The organism is Microbacterium sp. Root322, from assembly GCF_001425645.1.
GTDB lineage: Bacteria > Actinomycetota > Actinomycetes > Actinomycetales > Microbacteriaceae > Microbacterium > Microbacterium maritypicum.
In genome coordinates, this window is the sequence record NZ_LMCS01000001.1 from 117,003 (window position 1) to 137,293 (window position 20,291).

A 20,291-nucleotide genomic window follows, 5' to 3' on the forward strand; every position below is an offset into this window, starting at 1 on the left:
CATGCGCGACAATGTCATTCTCTGGTGGATCCTGACGGCGTTCTTCGCCCTCGTCGGTGTGGTGTACACCGGCTGGCACATCCTGGCCACGCCGGCGGACAACTTCGCCATGCGGATCGAGTGGGTCGGAACGGTCGCCCTGTTCTTCGGCGCCTTCATGGGAGCCATGATCGCGTTCTACCTCGACCGCACGCACAAGGCTCAGCGGGGCGAGCTTCCCGAGGACATCCTGACCTCCGACATCGATGACGGTGACCCGGAGCTGGGCGAGTTCAGCCCGTGGTCCTGGTGGCCGATCGTGCTGGCGGCCTCGGCGGGAGTCTTCGTCGTCGGTCTCGCGGTCGGACACTTCCTTCTGCCGATCGGTCTCGCGATCTTCGTGGTCGCCATCGTCGGCTGGGTGTACGAGTACTACCGCGGCAACTTCGCCCGCTGATACTTCCTCATCGAAGAAGGCCCCCGGATTCCTCCGGGGGCCTTCTTCGTGTGCGGACGGCGCCGCGATCAGGCGCGGGCACGGATGCGGGGGATGCCGGTCAGCGGATCGACCGGACGGTGGTGGACGCCATCCGAGTCCTCGACCGCGTACCCTTCTCTGACCCAGTACTCGAAGCCGCCGATCATCTCGCGGACTCGGTAGCCGAGACGGGCGAACTCGAGCGCGCCCTTCGCGCCGGCGTTGCATCCGGGACTCCAGCAGTAGACGACGACGTCAGCGTCCTTCGGCACCTCCGCCGGTGCACGAGCGGAGATCTCGCTGTAGTGCATGTGCACGGCGCCGGTGACGCGGCCCTGCGCCCAGGCTGCGTCGGAGCGGACGTCGACGACGACGATGCTCTCGCCTGACTCCAGCGCGGCATGCACGTCGCTGGGGTCTGTCTCATAGGCCAGCTTGGCAGCGAAGAAATCGGCGCGATCGATCATGACCTCAGCCTAGGGAGGCGGCGGCGTCGTCCCCAGCGGATTCCGGTCGGCCGGCGTCCGATTGCCGTCAATGACACTGGAACAGAGCCCATGAGAGCGCTCGGAGCGCCGACCGGTCAGAGCGTTGCGGTCATCTGCACACGAGGTCCGTGCTCGAAGAGTCCCAGACTCTCTTCGATGGCCACGAGCTCTCGGAGCAGCGCCGTGTCCGGTTCGCTCTCGACAAAGCCGCACGAAGCGTAGAACGGCGCGTTCCAGGGCACGTCGGTGTAGGTGCGCAGCGTGACGTCGGTGAGGCCGCGTCGCCGCGCCTCCGCCAGCGCGGCCGTGACGAGCTGACGACCGATGCCACGACGTCCGAACGAGGGGAGTACCGAGAGCTGCTCGAGATGGGCGTGTCCGTCGATCTCGAGGACATGGACGAAGCCGACGACGATCGGTGCCGCGACGTCGTCGGTGAGCTCGGCGACCAGGACGAATCCCGGTGACTCCGTACGATCCTGCGGCGGCGTCGGGGGAGGCCAAGTGACCGCGCCGAACAGGTCGATGAGCAGGGCATCGGCGGCGCGCTCGATCTGTTCGGTCAGAGCATCGTCCCTCGGCGTGGAAGGGCGTATGACGATGTCCATGATCAGTCGGTGACGGCGGCGATCGCTTCGATCTCCACGAGCTGATGGTCGTAGCCGAGCACGGTGACGCCCAGGAGGGTGCTGGGGACGTCGTGAGCGCCGAAAGCGGCATGGACCACGTCCCAGGCCGTCACGAGGTCGGCCTGCGCGGAGGAGGCCACCAGGACCCGGGTGCTGATGACATCCGTGAGCGTGGCGCCGGCCACGTCGAGCGCCGCCTGCAGGGTCTCCACACAGCGCGCCGCCTGGGCCGCGTAGTCGCCCGGTGCCGCGGTCGTGCCGTCATCGTTCAGGGGGCATGCTCCGGCGAGGAAGATGAGCCGGGATCCCGCCGGTGCGGTCGCGGCGTAGGCGTAAGGAGTGTCGGCGAGGGAGGTGGCGCGGATCAGCTGGACGGCGGATGACATGGGTGGATCCTCTCATTCGGGTACTAACGATGAAGGCCCCGTCCGTATGGACGAGGCCTTCATCAGATGGGGGAGTGGCGACTACTCGCCGTCCTCCGACTTCTTGCGAGGCTTCTTCACCGGCTCGGTCGCGATGACCGTGCTGGGGGTGTTCGGCGTCTCGTCGACGTGCGTCTCATCGACCGTGAGCGGGGCGTCGGGGAAGCCTGCGCGCTCGTGAGCGCCCTGGATCTCCGCGGCCTCGGTCTCGTCGTTGTGAGCCGTGACGTGGTGCTGGTGAGCGTCTGCTGCCTCGACCTCGGCCTGCGTGAGCGGTGCCAGGCGGTCTTCGAAGAACCAGCGGGAGATCGAGGAGCGGAGGTTCTCCGTCCACGGGATACGTCCCTTGGCGTTCGGGCGGACCACGAGGGGCTCGTACGTGTCGACGTCGATGAGCTTCCAACGGTCGTACTTGTCGACCGGCTGGTGCACCTCGATGAACTCTCCGCCGGGAAGGCGGACGATGCGACCGGACTCGAAGCCGTGCAGCACGATCTCGCGGTCCTTCTTCTGCAGCGCGATGCAGATGCGCTTCGTGACGAAGTAGCCGAGGATCGGGCCCAGGAAGAGCATCGCCTGCAGCGTGTGGATGACGCCTTCCATCGTGAGCATGAAGTGCGTCGCGATGAGGTCGGACGAGGCTGCAGCCCACAGCACCGCGTAGAAGATGACGCCGGCCACACCGATCGCCGTGCGCGTCGCGGCGTTGCGCGGGCGCTGAGCGATGTGGTGCTCGCGCTTGTCGCCCGTGACCCACGCCTCGATGAAGGGGTAGATCGCGACGAGCACGATGAACAGACCGAGCACGAGGACCGGCGCGATGATGCCGAACGACCAGGTGTGGTCGAGGAAGACGATGTCCCAGTTCGACGGTGCCAGACGCAGGGCGCCGTCGGCGAAGCCGATGTACCAGTCCGGCTGCGTGCCGGCGGAGACGGGGGACGGGTCGTACGGTCCGTAGTTCCAGATCGGGTTGATCTGGAAGAAGGTCGCGATCAGCACGATGGTGCCGAAGACGATGAACAGGTATCCGCCCATCTTCGACATGTACACCGGCATCATCGGGTAGCCCACGACGTTGTCGTTCGTGCGGCCGGGGCCGGCGAACTGCGTGTGCTTGTTGATGATCATGAGCATCAGGTGCACCACGATCAGTGCGATGACGAGCATGGGCAGCAGCAGGATGTGCAGCGTGTACAGGCGTCCGACGATGTCGGTACCGGGGAACTCTCCGCCGAAGAGGAGGAACGAGGTCCAGGTGCCGATCAGGGGGAGGCCCTTGATCATGCCGTCGATGATGCGAAGACCGTTGCCCGAGAGCAGGTCGTCGGGAAGCGAGTAGCCGGTGAAGCCCTCTGCCATGGCGAGGATGAAGAGGATGAAGCCGATCACCCAGTTGAGCTCACGCGGCTTGCGGAACGCACCGGTGAAGAACACGCGGAGCATGTGCACGCCGATTCCGGCGATGAACACCAGCGCGGCCCAGTGGTGGATCTGACGGACCAGCAGACCGCCTCGCAGGTCGAAGGAGATGTGCAGCGACGATTCCAGCGCTGCGGACATCTCGATTCCACGCATCGGCGCATAGGCGCCGGTGTAGTGGGTCTCGACCATCGACGCGTCGAAGAAGAACGTCAGGAAGGTTCCGGAGAGGAACACGACGACGAAGCTCCACAGCGCGATCTCGCCCAGCATGAACGACCAGTGGTCGGGGAAGATCTTGCGTCCGAGCTCCTTGACGAAGCCGGAGAGGCTGGTGCGCTCATCGATGTAGTTCGACGCGGCACCGACGAAGCGGCCGCCGAGAGGTGCCTTGGTGTCGTTGTCGTCTTTGGACAGCGTTGCGGTGCTCAATGGCGCTCCCAGAAGCTCGGGCCGACGGGTTCCGTGAAGTCGCTGCGTGCGATCAGGTAGCCCTCGTCATCGACGGTGATGGGCAGCTGCGGCAGCGGACGTGCCGCCGGGCCGAAGATGACCTTTGCGTGGTCCGTGACGTCGAACTGCGACTGATGGCACGGGCACAGCAGGTGGTGGGTCTGCTGCTCGTACAGTGCCACGGGGCAACCGACGTGCGTGCAGACCTTGGAGTAGGCGACGATGCCGTCGTAGGACCAGTCCTTGCGGTCCTCGGCCTCGATCAGCTGTTCGGGGCGCAGACGCATCATCAGCACGATGGCCTTGGCCTTCTCCTCGAGGTAGCCGTCGTGGTGGCTCAGCGTCGCGAGCTCTTCCGGGATCACATGGAACGCGGAGCCGAGCGTGACATCAGCGGCGCGGATCGGGGTGCCGTCGGGGTCGCGCACCAGGCGCGCTCCCTCTTCCCACATCGTGTGCTTGAGCAGCACGACCGGGTCGCCCGCCGTGGGGTCTTCCGGAGTGGAGTGCGGCGCCAGGCCACGGAACAGCGTCACGCCGGGGATGATCGAGGCGACGATCGCTGCGAACAGCGAGTTGCGGATCATCGAGCGACGACCGAAGCCGGACTCCTCGTTCGCGTCGGAGAAGGCCTTGATGGCAGCTTCGCGCGTTGCGTCCGTGCCACGGGTGGGGTGGCGGTGCTCGATGAACTCCTTGTCGGACATGAGCGCCTTGGACCAGTGGATCGCACCGATACCGAGGGCCAGCAACGCGAGGGCGATGCCGAGACCGATGAAGAGGTTGTTCTGCCGGATGTCGATGAGCGCGCCGCTCTCGATCGGGAACAGCATGTAGGCGGCGACCGCCCAGATGCTGCCGGCGAGCGAGAGGTAGAACAGCGTGTAGACAGTGCGGACAGCGGCCTTCTCAGCGCGCGGGTCCTTGTCGGTCATCCGCTCGCGGTGCGGCGGAAGCCCGGGGTTCTGCACGGGATCGCTGACTGCGACACCCAGCCCCGGAGAGGGCTGGTAGGCCCTGTCAAGAGCCTGCGAGTCGTCGTCGTGTGCCATGGTGCTCCTCGTACGTTCCTCTTCGATGATTAAGCGTCAGTTGGACTTGGCCGTGATCCACACGGTGACGGCGACGAGTGCGCCGATACCGAAGATCCACACGAACAGGCCCTCGGAGACCGGTCCGAGCGAGCCCAGCGAGAATCCGCCGACCTGCACGGACTGCTGCTGGAAGAGCAGCGCCGAGATGATGTCGCGCTTGTCTTCGTCGGACAGGTTCATGTCGCCGAAGACAGGCATGTTCTGCGGACCGGTGACCATGGCCGCGTACATGTGCAGTGCGCTGGTCTCGCTGAGTCCGGGGGCGTACTTGCCCTCGGTGAGCGCTCCACCGGCGGCGGCCACGTTGTGACACATCGCGCAGTTGACGCGGAACAGCTCCGCGCCCTTGGAGACGTCACCCTTGCCGTCGAGGATGTGGTCCGACGGGAACGTCGGGCCGGGTGCCTCGGACTGGACGAAGGACGAGATCGCGAGGATCTGGTCCTCGGTGAACTGCGGTGCCTTCTGCGGCGCCTGCGGTCCCTGCATCTGCAGGGGCATGCGACCGGTCGACAGCTGGAACTCGGTTGCCAGTTCGCCCACGCCGTAGAGGCTGGGGCCGTTGGCCGTTCCCTCCAGGTCGAGACCGTGGCAGGTGGCGCAGTTGGCCGTGAACAGCTTCTCGCCGTCTTCGACGGTCAGCTGCGAGGTCGCGGCCGACTGGGTGTCGGATGCAGCGAACGCGGCGGTCGCTCCGGCGTACACAGCGCCGGTGATCATGAGGCCTGCTCCGATGAGCGCCGCTGCCGCCAAAGGGCTGCGACGACCGCCGGAACGGCGCTTCTTCTCTCGTGCCATCTCGGGGATCAGCTCCGCTCTTATTTCAGGAAGTAGATAACGAGGAACAGCACGATCCAGACGACGTCGACGAAGTGCCAGTAGTAGGACACCACGATCGAGGAGGTCGCCTCCTTGTGCCGGAAGTTCTTGACGGCGTATGCGCGGCCGATGACGAGCAGGAACGCGACCAGACCACCGGTGACGTGCAGGGCGTGGAAGCCGGTCGTCAGGTAGAACGCGGAAGCGTAGGAGTCGGCGCCGATCGGCATGCCTTCAGCGACCAGCTGGGCGTACTCCCAGACCTGGCCGGAGACGAAGATCGCGCCGAGGGCGAAGGTGAGGAAGAACCACTCGACCATTCCCCAGCCGAACAGGCGACGGCGTCCGGCGCCGTTCTTCTGTCCCTTGCCGATCTTGTAGGGCTGCAGGTCCTCCGCCGCGAACACGCCCATCTGGCACGTGAACGAGGAGAGCACGAGGATCGCAGTGTTCACTGCGGCGAACGGGACGTTCAGCAGCTCGGTCCGGTCTGCCCACAGCTCCGGGGAGGTGCTGCGGAGGGTGAAGTAGATCGCGAAGAGTCCCGCGAAGAACATCACCTCACTGCCGAGCCACACAATGGTGCCGACAGCTACCGGGTTGGGCCGCTTAATCGTTCTCGCCGCCGGGGCATACGTCGCTGAGGTCGTCACCCCTCCATTATGGCCGATCCGCGGGCGTGATTCTTGCACCGACGGCCCTCGAATAGCCTGCCTTGGACTTAGGGGACCCTAAGAAAACACTGCGAATACCCGGTGAATCCGCGGGAAACAAGGGGTGAGGCCCCTGTGCACGTGTGTTCGGAAGCATCTGCATGTTTTCTCTGCGCCGATAGGATCGCACACATGGCTGATTCCCTGACCTGGTCCGACGTGCTCACCTCTCTGTTGGAGCGCCGTGATCTCAGTGTGTGGGAGTCCACGTGGGCCATGCGTCAGATCATGCAGGGAGGCGTCACCGAAGCGCAGTTGGCGGGCTTCCTCGTAGCCCTCCGTGCGAAGGGCGAGACGATCGACGAGATCGTCGGCTTCCGCGATGCGATCCTCGAGGCTGCGGTTCCCCTTCCCGTCTCACCCGACGTGCTGGACATCGTCGGAACCGGTGGTGACCGAGTCGGCACGGTGAACGTCTCGACAACGGCGGCAATCATCATCGGCGCGACGGGTGTGCCCGTGGTCAAGCACGGCAATCGCGCGGCGAGCTCCGCCTCCGGGTCCTCCGACGTGCTGGGGGCCCTCGGGCTCGAGCTGTCCCTCGACCCTGCCGCCGTCGCATCCATCCTCGACCGCACCGGCATCACCTTCGCCTGGGCCGGAGCCTTCCACCCGGGCTTCAAGCACGCCGGTCCCGTCCGGGCGGAGCTGGGAGTGCCGACTGTCTTCAACATGCTCGGACCGCTGTGCAACCCCGCTCGTGCCGAGGCCAACGCGGTCGGCGTCGCGCAGATCGAGCGCGTCCCGCTGATCACGGGTGTGTTCCGTACCCGTGGTGCGACGGCGCTCGTCTTCCGTGGCGATGACGGACTCGACGAACTCACCACCACCGGACACAGTCGCATCTGGGAGGTCACCCGCGGGGACATCCACGAGCACGACCTCGACCCCCGCGACCTCGGCATCCCGATCGCTGATCTCGCCGACCTCATCGGCGGCTCGCCCCAGCACAATGCGGAGGTGCTCCGGCGCACCTTGGCGGGGGAGACCGGCGCCGTGCGTGACATCGTGCTGCTCAACGCCGCGGCGGGCATCGTCGCCTTCGAGCTCTCGCAGGATGCCACTCAGGTGCAGCGGCCGATCCTCGAGCGCCTGCGTGAAGGCTACGACAAGGCGTCGGCGGCGGTCGACGACGGTCGCGCCCTGGCGAAGCTCGACCAATGGATCTCGGTGAGTCGCGAACTGGCTGCTCCGAAGGAGTGACCGTGGACCCCGTCGACGCGCTGCTGGAGATCGCCTCTCTGCTGGAGCGCGAGCGGGCGTCGCGGTATCGAGCGAAGGCGTTTCGTCAGGCCGCGGCGACACTGCAGGACCTTCCCGACGACCTCAGCGCCGATCCCACCCGACTGCGTGCGGCGAGGGGCATCGGCGAGTCGACGTTCGCGGTGATCCGTCAGGCCCAGGCGGGGCAGGTTCCCGACTACCTCGTCGAGCTGCGGGGAGATGTCGAACCCGAGCGCGTCTCCGAGCTTCGCGCGAAGCTCCGCGGCGACCTGCACGCGCATACCGACTGGTCCGATGGAACGACTCCGCTCTCGGTGATGGCTGCTGCTGCACGCGCCCTCGGGCACGAGTATCAAGCGATCACGGATCACTCGCCACGCCTTCGGGTGGCCAGAGGGCTCTCTGCGGAGCGGCTGCGCGAGCAGATGCCCCTCGTGCGTGCGGAATCCGGCGACGGTTTCACCCTTCTCACCGGCATCGAGGTCGACATCCTCGAAGACGGGGCGCTCGATCAGGAAGACAACCTGCTCGCCGAGCTCGACATCGTCGTGGCATCGGTTCACTCCAAGCTGCGCATGGACTCGCGTCCGATGACCGCGCGGATGATCGCCGCGGTGTCGCACCCGAGGGTGAACGTGCTCGGACACTGCACAGGTCGACTCGTACAGGGCGAGCGGGGCACGCGCCCGCAGTCGGCGTTCGATGCGGCAGCGGTCTTCTCCGCCTGCGCCGACAACGGAGTGGCCGTCGAAATCAATTCCCGGCCTGAGCGTCAGGATCCGCCGGATGAGCTGATCGCGATCGCCCTGGAGGCGGGATGCCTGTTCTCCATCGATTCGGATGCTCATGCTCCCGGCCAGCTCTCACTGCTGGACCACGGCGCCGAGCGCGCGGAGCGGGCGGGGATCCCCGCGTCGCGGATCGTGACGACCTGGGGGCTCTCGCGTCTGCTCGCCTGGGCGGAGTAGACCCGCTCCGTCGCCCTGTCAGCCGGCTTTGAGCGCGGCGTTGGACACCGCGGCGACCGCACGCGTCATGGAGCCGCCGAGGTTCCACTTCTCCGCGAGTGCCGTGGCCGCGTCCACCTCTGCGGGGTCGAGCACTCGAAGCGGAACGTCGGGAGCGGTGAGGGGGAGGGAGGTGGCGACGGCCACCACCGTCGGCGCGACATCGAGGTAGGCGGATGCCGCGAGCAGCTTCGCACGCACTCCGGCGCTCATGCCCTCGCCTGCCTCCGCGGCGGCGCGGATGCCCTCGAGATCGGCGTGCGCCTGGAGCAGGGTCGCCGCGGTCTTCTCGCCGACGCCGGCCACCCCGGGGAGTCCGTCTGAGGCATCGCCGCGCATGGTGGCGAAGTCGGCGTACTGCGAGGGGAGCACGCCGTACTTCGCGACCACCGTCACATCGGTCACGATCTCGAGGTTGCTCATGCCGCGTGCGGTGTAGATGACCCGCACGTCGCGGGCGTCGTCGACGAGCTGGAACAGGTCACGGTCGCCCGTGACGATGTCGACCGGCATCGTCGCGGTGGTCGCGAGCGTGCCGATCACGTCGTCGGCCTCGTGCTCCGCGACCCCGACGATGGGGATCCCGATCGCCGCGAGCGTCTCGCGGATGAGGGGGATCTGGGCTTCGAGAGGGTCGGGAACCTCTTCGACGTCTGGCCCGCTCTCGACGACTTCGACGACGCGGTGCGTCTTGTAGCTGGGGATGAGGTCGACGCGCCACTGCGGGCGCCAGTCGTCGTCCCAGCAGGCGACCACATGAGTGGGCTCGTAGAGCGTGACGAGCTTGGCGATGATGTCGAGCAGACCGCGTGCCGCGTTGATCGGCGAGCCGTCCGGTGCGGTCACCTTGTCGGGGACGCCGTAGAAGGCACGGAAGTAGAGGCTGGCGGTGTCGAGCAGCATGAGGCGATCGGTCACGAACGACAGTCTGACACGGGCACGTGGCGCGGGCCGGCGCTTGTCGGTCGCAGACTGAGACGATCCGCTCGGTGGGGACACTCACGGGTATGAAAGCTCCTCTTCGCACGTTCTCGTCCCTCGTCCTGGGCGGGGTGGTGCTCGCCGCGGCACTGGCCGGATGCGCGACGTCGGCGGGAACTTCTCCGGTTCCGGAGTCGACGTCCGATCCGAACACCTCTGACACGTCATATGCCCCGAAGGCGGCGTGGCTCGATGGGACGTCATTCGTGTTGAAGACATGGGGCGATGCGTGCGTGCCGCAGATCGGGGACATCGTCGCGGGGGATCAGTCCCTCGAGATCGTGCTCGTCGACGGGGAGGACGAGGCATGTGCGGACGTACAGACCGCGCACGGAACCTACATGGGCTTGCCGGCCGGGTTCGATTCCTCACGCCCGGTGGAGCTGACGGTGACCGACGCGGCAGGCGTGAAGAGCGAGCTCACTCTGCCCGGCCTCGCGGACGGGGAGATCATCCCTGCGGACAGGATGTCTCCGCAGACACCGGCGGCGACGTGGATCGATGAGCACGAGCTCGCGATCCTGACGTGGGGGTCGTCGACGTGTATGCCGGCCGCCGGAACCGTCGAAGTCGTCAGCGAGACGGAGGGGATCGTCCGGCTGCAGCCGAGCGCGAACCAGGTCTGCACAATGGATCTGGTTCCGCAGGTCACGTTCGTGCCGGCGGAGGGCGTCGCCGCGGATGCGAAGCTGACGCTGGAAGGCTATGTGGATGCGGACGGTGCTCCGGTCGTCGTGACCGCCGTGGGTTAGTCCGCGTGCGTCGTCTCAGCAGCCAGGTGCCGACGGTCGCTGCGCGCAGGTGAACGCCACGAGCGCGGTGTGCGCCTCGAAGATGCGTATCTCCCGCGCGGGGCCGGGGATCGTGAGGTCGCCGGCCACTGGGAACCAGCCGCCGCCGAGGTCGACTTCGGCGGCGTAACGGACCGTGACGTGCGCCTGGTACGTGCCCCGTTCGCTGTACACATGGCTGGTGGAAGTGGGGGTGAACGGTGATTGACCGAGCGCCGACCACGTCTGTCCGCCTGTGCTCGAGGTGGCGGACGTGCCGTCGCCGTGCACGAACTCATAGCCGACAGGCGTGAAGCGCACGCTGAGCGGTGCGCCGAAAAGCGTGCCAGAGCGCGTGTGCACGGATGCCGCTGCGATGAAGTTCGTCGGCATCCCGGCCACGCCGACGTTGTCGGGCTCGCCCTCGTTCGCGACCGGATCCGGAGCGAACTGCGCGAGGTCGTCGATCGTGATCGCCGGGGCTGCAGGGGAGTCCGCACCCGGTGACGACGGTTCCTCATCGATGACGGTGCGGAAGCAGCCGCGGGAGCTGTTCCAGTCGTCGAGACATGAATCGAAGTCGAACTCGTGCACAGGGAAGACGGGAAAGGACGGGGAGTCGGGTCGCGGGGCGCTGTTGCGGGGACCGTCATTGCCCTCTGTTTGGCTTGCAGTAGTCGTAACCTGACTGCCATCCGTTCCTGCCAAGAAATCGGAGAAGCCGGGAGGCTTGCTGCCCTCGCTCGGCTGAACGAGCGCAACGACCACGCCCATTACGGCTAGGAGACGGGACATTGAACGTCGTCATCTGAAGTCGCCGAATCAACCAGTAGTCCAACTGAGTCCGACGTCACGAATGTGACTTCAAGGCCATATACATCTGGGCGATTCGGACTGACTGCAGACGAACCGTCCGGATTGAGGATCGCGACTTGGCTCACGTCTAAGCAGAGCGTTGCGGTCACTTTGTCGAACGGCGCGGCGCTGTGCACGCCGCTGAACGAGAACACTCGAGTATCTCCTTCAATCACCTTGCCTTCGGCGTGCATGGCGGAGAAATTCTCGCGATCTGCCTTCTCTACGCTGCCGCTCGACAGTTCGAACAACTCCTCGAAAGTGGCCGGGTCCGACGCGTCGACCGCGTTGAGCGCGCGGACATACTCACTGAACGTCTCTTCTGCGGCGGCGAAGGCTTCTTCCTCCGAGGCGAAGGCCGCGGTGGGGGTGGGTGTCGGCTCGGGCGTCGGCGCGCAGCCCGCGAGCATCACGACGATCGAGACCATCATGAGCGCACCGGAACGAGGGGGAATGGCGGAGGAAGCTGTCGGCGGGATCACCCAGTCACGGTAACCCGGAGGGTCGACGGCCCGTGTGAGTTATCCACAGCGCGATGCTCGGGGGAATCCGACTCCTGCAGTGTCGGAACTTCTGATAGCGTTAACTGTCACTCGTGGCGTGCATACGCGTGCCCTCGTGGCGAGAAAACCAAAATCCAACTGCTGTGAAGCATGCAGTCGGCCGTGCGCGGCCTTTGCCTCCCAGCCCGAGTCTCCATTCAACAAGGACAACCCACTACATGACTACCGCAACGACCGCCCCGGCCACCAAGCAGGTCGCCATCAACGACATCGGATCTGCTGAGGACTTCCTGGCCGCGGTCGAGAAGACCCTGAAGTTCTTCAACGACGGCGACATCATCGAAGGCACGATCGTCAAGATCGACCGCGATGAGGTCCTCCTCGATGTCGGCTACAAGACCGAGGGTGTCATCCCCTCGCGTGAGCTCTCGATCAAGCACGACGTCGACCCCAACGAGGTCGTCGCTGTCGGCGATCTGGTCGAGGCCCTCGTTCTCCAGAAGGAGGACAAGGAAGGCCGTCTGATCCTCTCCAAGAAGCGCGCACAGTACGAGCGTGCCTGGGGAGACGTCGAGAAGATCAAGGAGAACGACGGCGTCGTCACCGGTACGGTCATCGAGGTCGTCAAGGGTGGACTCATCGTCGACATCGGCCTCCGTGGCTTCCTCCCGGCTTCGCTCATCGAGCTGCGCCGCGTCCGCGACCTCACGCCGTACCTCGGCCAGGAGATCGAGGCGAAGATCCTCGAGCTCGACAAGAACCGCAACAACGTCGTCCTGAGCCGCCGCGCGCTGCTCGAGCAGACGCAGTCGGAGTCGCGCACCACGTTCCTGAACAACCTGCACAAGGGTCAGGTCCGCAAGGGTGTCGTCTCGTCGATCGTCAACTTCGGTGCGTTCGTCGACCTGGGTGGCGTGGACGGCCTCGTGCACGTCTCCGAGCTGTCCTGGAAGCACATCGAGCACGCCTCCGAGGTCGTCGAGGTTGGCCAGGAGGTCACCGTCGAGATCCTCGAGGTCGACCTCGACCGCGAGCGCGTCTCCCTGTCGCTGAAGGCGACGCAGGAGGACCCGTGGCAGGTCTTCGCCCGTACCCACGCGATCGGTCAGGTCACGCCGGGTAAGGTCACCAAGCTCGTTCCGTTCGGTGCGTTCGTTCGCGTCGCAGACGGCATCGAGGGCCTCGTCCACATCTCCGAGCTCTCCAGCAAGCACGTCGAGCTGGCTGAGCAGGTCGTGTCGGTCGGCGAAGAGGTCTTCGTCAAGGTCATCGACATCGACCTCGAGCGTCGTCGCATCTCGCTGTCGCTGAAGCAGGCCAACGAGTCGGTCGACCCCAACGGCACCGAGTTCGACCCGGCCCTGTACGGCATGCTCGCCGAGTACGACGAGAACGGCGAGTACAAGTACCCGGAGGGCTTCGACGCCGAGACCGGTGCGTGGAAGGAAGGCTTCGACGCCCAGCGCGAGGCATGGGAGCAGGAGTACGCTGCAGCCCAGGCTCGCTGGGAGGCGCACAAGGCTCAGGTCGTCAAGGCGGCCGAGGCCGAGGCTGCGGCCGGAGACGACTTCGGTGGCCAGTCCTTCACCAGCGAGGCTGCCGGCGCCGGCACCCTCGCGGACGACGAGGCTCTCGCCGCTCTGCGCGAGAAGCTCTCGGGCGGCAACGCGTAAGCAGCATTCTGAAACGGGTCGTCACCTCGCCTTCGGGCGGGTGTGGCGGCCCGTTTCGCATGTCCGCGTGACGGATTCCCGTGCGTGACGCAGCATTACGCCCGTATTCGCCGCAATCGACCCACTCGGCCAGCATGGGCACATGACCGCCTTGCTGCCCGCGCCGCGCACCACAGCCGTCCCGACGGCGTGGGGGACCGCGCAGGCGGTCCGGCTCGACGGAATCGAACGATCGTTTCCGCTGGCGAGCGGACGCCGCGACGTGCTGCGCACTGTAGATCTCGACATCTCCGCGGGCGAGATCGTCGCCGTGGTCGGACCCTCCGGGTGCGGAAAGTCGACCCTGCTTCGCCTCGTCGGCGGCCTGGACGCACCGACACGGGGCAGCATCCGCCTCGATGACACGCTCGTCGCCGACGTCGACGAACGCACGGCCGTCGCATTCCAGGAGCCCCGACTGCTCCCGTGGCGCACGATCGCCCAGAACGTCGAGCTCGGCCTGCCACGCGGCACCGCCCGTCGTGCCGGTCGTGAACGCGTGCGCGAGCTGCTGCACCTGGTCGGCCTCGACCATGCCGCCGACCAGCGCCCGCGCGAGGTGTCCGGCGGCATGGCGCAGCGCGCATCCCTCGCGAGGGCCCTCGCCCGCAACCCCGGCGTCCTCCTGCTCGACGAGCCGTTCGGGGCGCTCGACGCACTCACGCGCCTGCGCATGCACGACCTGCTGCTGAAGATCCATGCCGCGGAGCCGACCACGGTTCTCCTCGTCACCCACGACGTGGAAGAGGCCCTCTACCTCGCCGACCGTGTGCTGCTGCTGCGCACGCTGGACGGAACCGGCACCGACGAGTCCTCCATCGCCCGCACGATCACCGTGCCGGGCCTTCGCCCCCGAGACCGCGCCGATCGCGGCCTCGCCGACCTGCGCGCCGAGCTTCTCGAAGGCCTCGGCGTCGACACCCACCACCGCACCGCCGAGGAGAACCGATGAGCATCACCACCCGCCGAATCATCCCCGCGATCGCGATCGCCGGGACGATGATGCTCGTCGCCACCGGCTGCGTCGCTGGAGAGAACGCCGCAGCCACCGACACGAAGCCCACGTCCGGCACGACCGAATGGTCATCCGACACGCTCTCGATCGACTTCGCCACCTACAACCCGCTGAGCCTCGTGATCCGCGACCAGGGCATCCTCGAAGACATCCTCGGCGACGATGTCACCGTCGAGTGGGTGCAGTCCGCCGGCTCGAACAAGGCCAACGAGCTGCTGCGCTCCGGGTCGGTCGATGTCGGATCGACGGCGGGATCGGCTGCGCTCCTGGCCCGGGCGAACGGCTCGCCGATCCAGGTCATCGACATCTTCTCGCAGCCGGAGTGGGCGGCGATCGTCGTCGGACCCGACAGCGACATCACCTCGATCGAAGACCTCAAGGGCGCCTCCGTCGCAGCCACCAAGGGCACCGACCCCTACTTCTTCCTGCTGCAGGCGCTCGAAGAGGGCGGTCTGTCTCTGTCCGACGTCGAGGTGCAGAACCTTCAGCACGCCGACGGCCGTGCCGCTCTCGACGGTGGTTCGGTCGACGCGTGGTCGGGTCTCGATCCGATCATGGCCGCGGCCGAGGCGGAGTCCGGCGACAAGCTCATCTACCGCAACGTCGACTTCAACACGTACGGCTTCCTCAATGCGACCGAGGAGTTCATCACGAACCACCCCGACCTGGCGCAGGCCGTCGTCGACGCGTACGAGCAGGCCCGTGAGTGGGCGCTCGAGAACCCCGACAAGACCGCGGCGCTTCTCGCCGAGGTCGCCGGCATCGACATCGGGGTCGCCACCACCGTGATCGAGGAGCGCTCGAATCTCGACGTGAGCGGGATCCCCGGAGACGACCAGGTCGCCGTGCTCGAGAAGATCGCTCCCGTGCTCGTGGAGTCCGGCGACGTGCAGGGTGGCAAGGAATCCGTCGACAAGGCACTGTCGTCGATCGTGAACGACACGTTCGCCAAGAAGGCGGTCGACGGCGAGTGAGCGATCTCGACCAGCGGGTGATCGTCCCTGCGGACTCGCAAGACGCCCTCGACTTCGCCAGGGGAGAGCTCCGGCGCCCTGACCCCGTCGTTCGGCGCACGTGGGATCGACCCGCGGCGCGGATCATCGCCGGGCTCGTACTGCCGGCGATCATCGTGATCGTCTGGCAGGTCGTGACGACGAACGGAGCGATTCCGTCGTACCGTCTTCCCACACCCGCCTCTGTCTTCCAGGCCGGTGTCGAGCTGGCGCAGAGCGGGCAGCTCTGGACGCACATCGCCATCTCCGTGCAGCGCGTGCTGCTCGGATTCGCGATCGGATCCGTGATCGGGCTCGCCGTGGCCGGCGTGGTGGGGCTGTCGCGGCTGGGAGACGTGCTGCTCAGCCCGACGCTCGCCGCCGTCCGTGCGGTGCCCTCGCTCGCCTGGGTGCCGCTGCTGATCCTCTGGATGCAGATCGGCGAGGAGTCCAAGGTCACGCTCATCGTGATCGGGGCGTTCTTCCCCGTCTACACCACGGTCGCCTCGGCGCTGCGTCATGTCGATCCGCAGCTCGTCGAGGCCGGACGATCGTTCAGCCTGCGCGGATGGTCGCTGTTCCGCATCGTGCAACTGCCCGCCGTCGTGCCCTCCGTCATCTCCGGCCTTCGCCTCGCGCTCGCCCAGGCGTGGCTGTTCCTCGTCGCCGCCGAGCTCATCGCGTCGTCCATGGGCCTCGGCTTCCTGCTGACCGATTCCCAGAACAGCGGCCGGGTCGACCGCATCCTGCTCTCGATCGTTCTGCTGGCACTGCTGGGCACCCTCACCAACGGCCTCCTCGTGCTGGTGGAGAAGTACCTGCTCCGACGATGGGTGTGAGCGTGACGGAGGCCCGGCTGCACGAGACACGCGTCTACGAGCCCTCGAACGAGTTCCCGCACGCGAACGTCACGGGGGAAGCCTATGCGCGCGCGGCAGCAGATCCCGTCGCGTTCTGGGAGGATGCTGCCCGCCGCCTCGACTGGTCGGAGCCGTGGCATACCGCCCATGAGTGGGAGCCGCCGATCGGCGACGCGGTTCCTGCAGCCCGCTGGTTCGTCGGCGGCAGGCTCAACGTGGCCGCGAACTGCATCGATCGACACGTCGATGCCGGCCACGGAGACAGGGTGGCCCTGCACTTCGAGGGCGAGCCGGGCGACCGCGTCGCGGTGACCTATTCCGACCTGCAGCAGCGGGTCTCCCGCGCCGCCAACGCCCTCGTCGCGCTCGGCATCGAACCGGGCGACCGCGTCGTGATCTATCTCCCCGTTCTGGTGGAGACGATCGTCATCACGCTCGCCTGCGCCCGGATCGGTGCCGTGCATTCGCTGGTGTTCGGCGGATTCTCGGCCGAGGCCGTACGCTTCCGCCTCGAAGACACCGGCGCGAAGCTGCTGGTGACGAGCGACGGGCAGTATCGTCGCGGCGTCGCCACCGTGGTCAAGACCACGGCCGACGTCGCGGCGGCCGGTCTTCCCGACCTCGAGCACGTGCTCGTGCTTCGGCGCACCGGTCAGGACGTGCCGTGGACCGACGGGCGCGATCTCTGGTGGCACGACGTGGTCGACACCGCGCCGTCGACCCACGAGGCCCAGGCGTTCGACGCCGAGCATCCCCTCTTCATCATCTACACCTCCGGCACCACCGGGAAGCCGAAGGGGCTCGTGCACACCGCGGGAGGGTATCTCACGCAGGCGAGCTGGGCGCACTGGGCGCACTTCGACGCGAAGCCGGACGACGTGCACTGGTGCACGGCAGACCTCGCCTGGGTCACCGCGCACACCTACGAGATCTACGGCCCGCTCTCGAACGGGCTCACCCAGGTCATCTACGAGGGGACGCCGGATTCGCCGCATCGGGAGCGCCATCTCGAGATCATCGAACGGTACGGGGTCACCGTGTATTACACGGCACCCACGCTGATCCGCACCTTCATGACGTGGTTCGGCGCCGAGCTGCCGGGCGGCCACGACCTGTCGACCCTTCGACTGCTCGGAACGGTCGGCGAGGCCATCAACCCCGAGGCCTGGATCTGGTTCCGGCAGAACTTCGGCCGTGACGAGCTGCCGGTGATCGATACGTGGTGGCAGTCGGAGACCGGCGCCGCGATGATCGCCCCGCTGCCGGGCGTCACGCGGCTCAAGCCCGGTTCGGCCTCGGTGCCGCTGCCGGGGATCGACGCCGCGGTGGTCGACGCCGACGGGATCGAGGTGGCACCCGGTCGCTCGGGGACACTCGTCATCCGCCGCCCGTGGCCCGGGATGGCCCGCACCGTCTGGGGCGACCCGGTGCGCTATCGCGACGCGTACTGGTCGGCATTCTCCGGTCACGGACGCTTCGGCGGCTTCTACGTCGCCGGTGATGGCGCGACCAGGGACGCCGACGGGTACATCTGGATCCTCGGTCGCCTCGACGACGTCGTCAACGTCTCGGGGCACCGGCTCTCCACGATCGAGATCGAGTCGGCTCTCGTTGCACACGACACGGTCGGCGAGGCGGGCTCCGCCGGGGTCTCCGACCCCGTCACCGGTCAGGCCGTCGTGGCTTTCGTGACGCCTTCCGGCCGTGCCGACGTGAATCCGGCCGACCTGCGCGCTCAGGTCGCGCAGTCGATCGGTCCCGTCGCAAAGCCCCAGCACATCGTGGTCGTGCCCGATCTGCCCAAGACCCGGTCGGGCAAGATCATGCGACGACTCCTGGCGCAGTTGTGGGAAGCCGAGCAGGATCGACGGGCCGGTCGCGAAGCCCAGCCGCTGGGAGACACGACGTCGCTGCAGAACCCCTGGGCCGTCGATGAGATCGCCGACGTGCTCGCCGCCGCTGAACTGAGGACATCATGACGGAAGAACATCGCTTCGGATTTCGTACCAGAGCACTTCACGCCGGTGGAACCCCCGACGCCTCCACCGGTGCGAGGGCCGTGCCGATCTACCAGACGACGTCGTTCGTCTTCGACGACGCGGCGGACGCCGGCAACCTCTTCGCCCTGCAGAAGTACGGCAACATCTACTCTCGGATCGGGAACCCCACGGTCGCCGCTCTGGAGGAGCGCCTCGCATCGCTCGAAGGTGGTATCGGCGCCGTCGCCACGGCCTCGGGCATGAGCGCGGAGTTCATCACGTTCGCCGCTCTGGTCGGCGCGGGCGATCACGTCGTCGCCGCTGCGCAGCTGTACGGCGGAACGATCACTCAGCTGGATGTCACGCTGCGCCGCTTCGGCGTGGAGACCACGTTCGTCGCCTCGACGGACCCGGCCGATTTCGCCGCCGCGATCCGCCCGGAGACGAAGGTCGTCTACGTCGAGATGATCGGCAACCCGTCGGGTGAGATCGCCGACATCGAGGGGCTCGCCGCCGTCGCCCACGCGGCGGGTGTGCCGCTCGTGGTCGATGCGACGCTGGCGACCCCCTACCTCGCACGTCCTCTCGAACACGGCGCCGACATCGTCATCCATTCCGTGACGAAGTTCCTCGGCGGGCACGGCACCACGCTCGGCGGCGTCGTCATCGAGAAGGGCACGTTCGACTGGGGCAACGGCAAGTTCCCGCAGATGACCGAACCCGTCGACTCGTACGGCGGCATCAAATGGTGGGACAACTTCGGCGAGTACGGGTTCCTCACCAAGCTCCGCTCCGAACAGCTGCGTGACATCGGTCCCGCGCTCAGTCCGCAGTCGGCGTTCAATCTGCTCCAGGGGATCGAGACCCTTCCGCAGCGCATCGACGCGCACCTCGCGAACGCTCGCATCGTCGCCGATTGGCTCGCCTCCGACCCGCGCGTGGCGTACGTGACCTGGGCAGGGCTCGAAGGGCATCCGCATCATGACCGTGCGGCCAAGTACCTGCCGCTCGGACCCGGTTCCGTCTTCGCTTTCGGAGTCGCGTCGCCGGAGGGTCGAGCGGCGGGGGAGAGCCTGATCGAGAACCTGCAGCTCGCCTCGCACCTCGCGAACATCGGCGATGCCCGCACCCTGGTGATCCACCCGGCCTCGACGACGCACCGCCAGCTCACCGAGGAGCAGCTCGTCGCCGCGGGTGTGCGTCCGGACCTGATCCGCATCTCGGTCGGACTGGAAGATGCCGAGGACATCGTCTGGGACCTCGATCAGGCCCTCACCGCGGCGACAGGAGCGAACCGATGAGCGCGACCACCTCGGGCGATGCGTGCGCGCTGCCCTCCGTGACGGATGATGCTGCGGCCTGCACTCTCCCCGGTGCGGTGCCGACGATGCCGGGGCGGACCTGGATCGGGCCGACCCAGCAGGAGCGCTTCGGACTGCTGCGACGCGCGAAGTCGATCGCGATCGTCGGAGCGTCCAACAACCCCGCACGCGCGTCGTACTTCGTGGCGACGTATCTGCTCTCCAGCACGGCCTACGACGTGTACCTGGTGAACCCGCGCGAGACCGAGATCCTCGGACAGCCCGTCTACGCGACCTTGCGCGACCTGCCAGTGGTGCCCGACATCGTCGACGTGTTCCGTCGTCATGACGATCTTCCCGGCGTCGCCCAGGAAGCCATCGAGGTGGGGGCGCAGACGCTGTGGCTGCAGCTCGGATCGTGGAACGAGGACGCGGCAGCGATCGCCGAGGGTGCCGGTCTCTCGGTGGTCATGGACCGCTGCATCAAGATCGAGCACGCGCGATTCCACGGCGGACTGCATCTGGCTGGCTTCGACACCGGCGTGATCAGCTCGCGCCGTCAGCTGCTCGCCCGATGAGACACGATCTCGAC

General features: G+C 66.9%; 21 protein-coding genes. 11 read left to right on the forward strand and 10 right to left on the reverse strand.

All coding sequences use genetic code 11. The features are described from left to right. Position 1 precedes the first annotated feature (1 nt). Positions 2 to 436 carry a cytochrome c oxidase subunit 4 gene (locus tag ASC55_RS00540; RefSeq protein ID WP_017830250.1) on the forward strand — a complete coding sequence of 145 codons (435 nt, stop codon included), beginning with the start codon at positions 2 to 4 and terminating at the stop codon, positions 434 to 436. A 68-nt stretch (positions 437 to 504) separates the two neighbouring features. On the opposite strand, the gene ASC55_RS00545 is transcribed toward ASC55_RS00540, so the two are convergent. The 7 genes from ASC55_RS00545 to ctaE all read right to left on the reverse strand — a co-directional run bounded on the left by ASC55_RS00545 (position 505) and on the right by ctaE (position 6,440). Further along, on the reverse strand, positions 505 to 924 hold the full coding sequence (locus ASC55_RS00545) for a rhodanese-like domain-containing protein (RefSeq protein WP_055872345.1): 420 nt from the start codon (positions 922 to 924) through the stop codon (positions 505 to 507). Positions 925 to 1,040: 116 nt separating this feature from the next. Beyond that, the gene (locus ASC55_RS00550; protein WP_055872346.1) at positions 1,041 to 1,553 is read right to left on the reverse strand and encodes a GNAT family N-acetyltransferase; all 513 of its coding nucleotides are present in this window, start codon (positions 1,551 to 1,553) and stop codon (positions 1,041 to 1,043) included. 2 nt (positions 1,554 to 1,555) lie between these two features. Next, complete coding sequence (locus ASC55_RS00555) at positions 1,556 to 1,960, reverse strand: RidA family protein (protein WP_055867414.1); 405 nt, start codon at positions 1,958 to 1,960, stop codon at positions 1,556 to 1,558. A gap of 81 nt (positions 1,961 to 2,041) precedes the next feature. After that, entirely contained in the window at positions 2,042 to 3,853 is a 1,812-nt protein-coding gene (gene qcrB / locus ASC55_RS00560) for a cytochrome bc1 complex cytochrome b subunit (RefSeq protein WP_055867417.1), read from the reverse strand. After that, positions 3,850 to 4,926 (reverse strand): cytochrome bc1 complex Rieske iron-sulfur subunit, encoded by a 1,077-nt coding sequence (gene qcrA / locus ASC55_RS00565; protein WP_017830255.1) that lies wholly within the window; start codon positions 4,924 to 4,926, stop codon positions 3,850 to 3,852. The genes qcrB and qcrA overlap by 4 nt, the downstream gene beginning before the upstream one ends. A gap of 36 nt (positions 4,927 to 4,962) precedes the next feature. Next, on the reverse strand, positions 4,963 to 5,766 hold the full coding sequence (gene qcrC / locus ASC55_RS00570; RefSeq protein WP_055872347.1) for a cytochrome bc1 complex diheme cytochrome c subunit: 804 nt from the start codon (positions 5,764 to 5,766) through the stop codon (positions 4,963 to 4,965). A gap of 20 nt (positions 5,767 to 5,786) precedes the next feature. After that, positions 5,787 to 6,440, reverse strand: a complete 654-nt coding sequence (gene ctaE, locus ASC55_RS00575; protein WP_131491265.1) for an aa3-type cytochrome oxidase subunit III — start codon at positions 6,438 to 6,440, stop codon at positions 5,787 to 5,789. 192 nt (positions 6,441 to 6,632) lie between these two features. Between ctaE and trpD the strand changes: the two genes are divergently transcribed. Continuing rightward, positions 6,633 to 7,703: an anthranilate phosphoribosyltransferase gene (trpD, locus tag ASC55_RS00580; protein WP_017830258.1), complete on the forward strand. Its 1,071-nt coding sequence runs from the start codon at positions 6,633 to 6,635 to the stop codon at positions 7,701 to 7,703. 2 nt (positions 7,704 to 7,705) lie between these two features. Then, positions 7,706 to 8,692, forward strand: coding sequence for a PHP domain-containing protein (locus tag ASC55_RS00585; RefSeq protein WP_200935122.1), 987 nt, complete (start codon positions 7,706 to 7,708; stop codon positions 8,690 to 8,692). Positions 8,693 to 8,710: 18 nt separating this feature from the next. On the opposite strand, the gene ASC55_RS00590 is transcribed toward ASC55_RS00585, so the two are convergent. Beyond that, positions 8,711 to 9,649 (reverse strand): 5'-3' exonuclease, encoded by a 939-nt coding sequence (locus ASC55_RS00590; RefSeq protein ID WP_055873054.1) that lies wholly within the window; start codon positions 9,647 to 9,649, stop codon positions 8,711 to 8,713. A gap of 89 nt (positions 9,650 to 9,738) precedes the next feature. Between ASC55_RS00590 and ASC55_RS00595 the strand changes: the two genes are divergently transcribed. Beyond that, entirely contained in the window at positions 9,739 to 10,464 is a 726-nt protein-coding gene (locus tag ASC55_RS00595) for a hypothetical protein (protein ID WP_055872348.1), read from the forward strand. Positions 10,465 to 10,479: 15 nt separating this feature from the next. Here ASC55_RS00595 and ASC55_RS00600 read toward each other — a convergent pair whose 3' ends face one another. Both ASC55_RS00600 and ASC55_RS00605 read right to left on the reverse strand, forming a co-directional pair. Beyond that, positions 10,480 to 11,076 carry a hypothetical protein gene (locus ASC55_RS00600; RefSeq protein WP_235563062.1) on the reverse strand — a complete coding sequence of 199 codons (597 nt, stop codon included), beginning with the start codon at positions 11,074 to 11,076 and terminating at the stop codon, positions 10,480 to 10,482. Positions 11,077 to 11,261: 185 nt separating this feature from the next. Then, positions 11,262 to 11,819 (reverse strand): hypothetical protein, encoded by a 558-nt coding sequence (locus ASC55_RS00605; protein WP_157559396.1) that lies wholly within the window; start codon positions 11,817 to 11,819, stop codon positions 11,262 to 11,264. A gap of 239 nt (positions 11,820 to 12,058) precedes the next feature. On the opposite strand from ASC55_RS00605, the gene rpsA reads away from it, so the two are divergent. From rpsA to ASC55_RS00640, 7 genes are all read left to right on the forward strand, one after another. Next, a complete protein-coding gene (gene rpsA / locus ASC55_RS00610) occupies positions 12,059 to 13,513 on the forward strand; it encodes a 30S ribosomal protein S1 (RefSeq protein WP_017830264.1) in 1,455 nt (484 codons plus the stop codon). Positions 13,514 to 13,655: 142 nt separating this feature from the next. Continuing rightward, positions 13,656 to 14,504, forward strand: a complete 849-nt coding sequence (locus ASC55_RS00615) for an ABC transporter ATP-binding protein (protein ID WP_055872350.1) — start codon at positions 13,656 to 13,658, stop codon at positions 14,502 to 14,504. Further along, positions 14,501 to 15,541 carry an aliphatic sulfonate ABC transporter substrate-binding protein gene (locus tag ASC55_RS00620; protein ID WP_055872351.1) on the forward strand — a complete coding sequence of 347 codons (1,041 nt, stop codon included), beginning with the start codon at positions 14,501 to 14,503 and terminating at the stop codon, positions 15,539 to 15,541. The genes ASC55_RS00615 and ASC55_RS00620 overlap by 4 nt, the downstream gene beginning before the upstream one ends. Beyond that, positions 15,538 to 16,398 carry an ABC transporter permease gene (locus ASC55_RS00625; protein ID WP_055872352.1) on the forward strand — a complete coding sequence of 287 codons (861 nt, stop codon included), beginning with the start codon at positions 15,538 to 15,540 and terminating at the stop codon, positions 16,396 to 16,398. Before ASC55_RS00620 ends, ASC55_RS00625 begins: the two co-directional genes overlap by 4 nt. Further along, positions 16,389 to 18,398, forward strand: coding sequence for an acetate--CoA ligase (gene acs, locus ASC55_RS00630; RefSeq protein WP_055872353.1), 2,010 nt, complete (start codon positions 16,389 to 16,391; stop codon positions 18,396 to 18,398). Before ASC55_RS00625 ends, acs begins: the two co-directional genes overlap by 10 nt. Next, the gene (locus ASC55_RS00635; RefSeq protein WP_055872354.1) at positions 18,395 to 19,699 is read left to right on the forward strand and encodes an O-acetylhomoserine aminocarboxypropyltransferase/cysteine synthase family protein; all 1,305 of its coding nucleotides are present in this window, start codon (positions 18,395 to 18,397) and stop codon (positions 19,697 to 19,699) included. Before acs ends, ASC55_RS00635 begins: the two co-directional genes overlap by 4 nt. An 86-nt stretch (positions 19,700 to 19,785) precedes the next feature. Then, entirely contained in the window at positions 19,786 to 20,277 is a 492-nt protein-coding gene (locus ASC55_RS00640) for a CoA-binding protein (protein WP_055869131.1), read from the forward strand. Positions 20,278 to 20,291 lie beyond the last annotated feature (14 nt).

Excerpts from the sequence above, each read along its gene's own strand:
- ASC55_RS00540 (WP_017830250.1), top strand. The coding sequence starts at position 2 with ATGCGCGACAATGTCATTCTCTGGTGGATCCTGACGGCGTTCTTCGCC.
- ASC55_RS00545 (WP_055872345.1), bottom strand. The coding sequence starts at position 924 with ATGATCGATCGCGCCGATTTCTTCGCTGCCAAGCTGGCCTATGAGACA.
- ASC55_RS00550 (WP_055872346.1), bottom strand. The coding sequence starts at position 1,553 with ATGGACATCGTCATACGCCCTTCCACGCCGAGGGACGATGCTCTGACC.
- ASC55_RS00555 (WP_055867414.1), bottom strand. The coding sequence starts at position 1,960 with ATGTCATCCGCCGTCCAGCTGATCCGCGCCACCTCCCTCGCCGACACT.
- qcrA (WP_017830255.1), bottom strand. The coding sequence starts at position 4,926 with ATGGCACACGACGACGACTCGCAGGCTCTTGACAGGGCCTACCAGCCC.
- qcrC (WP_055872347.1), bottom strand. The coding sequence starts at position 5,766 with ATGGCACGAGAGAAGAAGCGCCGTTCCGGCGGTCGTCGCAGCCCTTTG.
- trpD (WP_017830258.1), top strand. The coding sequence starts at position 6,633 with ATGGCTGATTCCCTGACCTGGTCCGACGTGCTCACCTCTCTGTTGGAG.
- ASC55_RS00595 (WP_055872348.1), top strand. The coding sequence starts at position 9,739 with ATGAAAGCTCCTCTTCGCACGTTCTCGTCCCTCGTCCTGGGCGGGGTG.
- rpsA (WP_017830264.1), top strand. The coding sequence starts at position 12,059 with ATGACTACCGCAACGACCGCCCCGGCCACCAAGCAGGTCGCCATCAAC.
- ASC55_RS00615 (WP_055872350.1), top strand. The coding sequence starts at position 13,656 with ATGACCGCCTTGCTGCCCGCGCCGCGCACCACAGCCGTCCCGACGGCG.
- ASC55_RS00620 (WP_055872351.1), top strand. The coding sequence starts at position 14,501 with ATGAGCATCACCACCCGCCGAATCATCCCCGCGATCGCGATCGCCGGG.
- acs (WP_055872353.1), top strand. The coding sequence starts at position 16,389 with ATGGGTGTGAGCGTGACGGAGGCCCGGCTGCACGAGACACGCGTCTAC.
- ASC55_RS00635 (WP_055872354.1), top strand. The coding sequence starts at position 18,395 with ATGACGGAAGAACATCGCTTCGGATTTCGTACCAGAGCACTTCACGCC.
- ASC55_RS00640 (WP_055869131.1), top strand. The coding sequence starts at position 19,786 with ATGCCGGGGCGGACCTGGATCGGGCCGACCCAGCAGGAGCGCTTCGGA.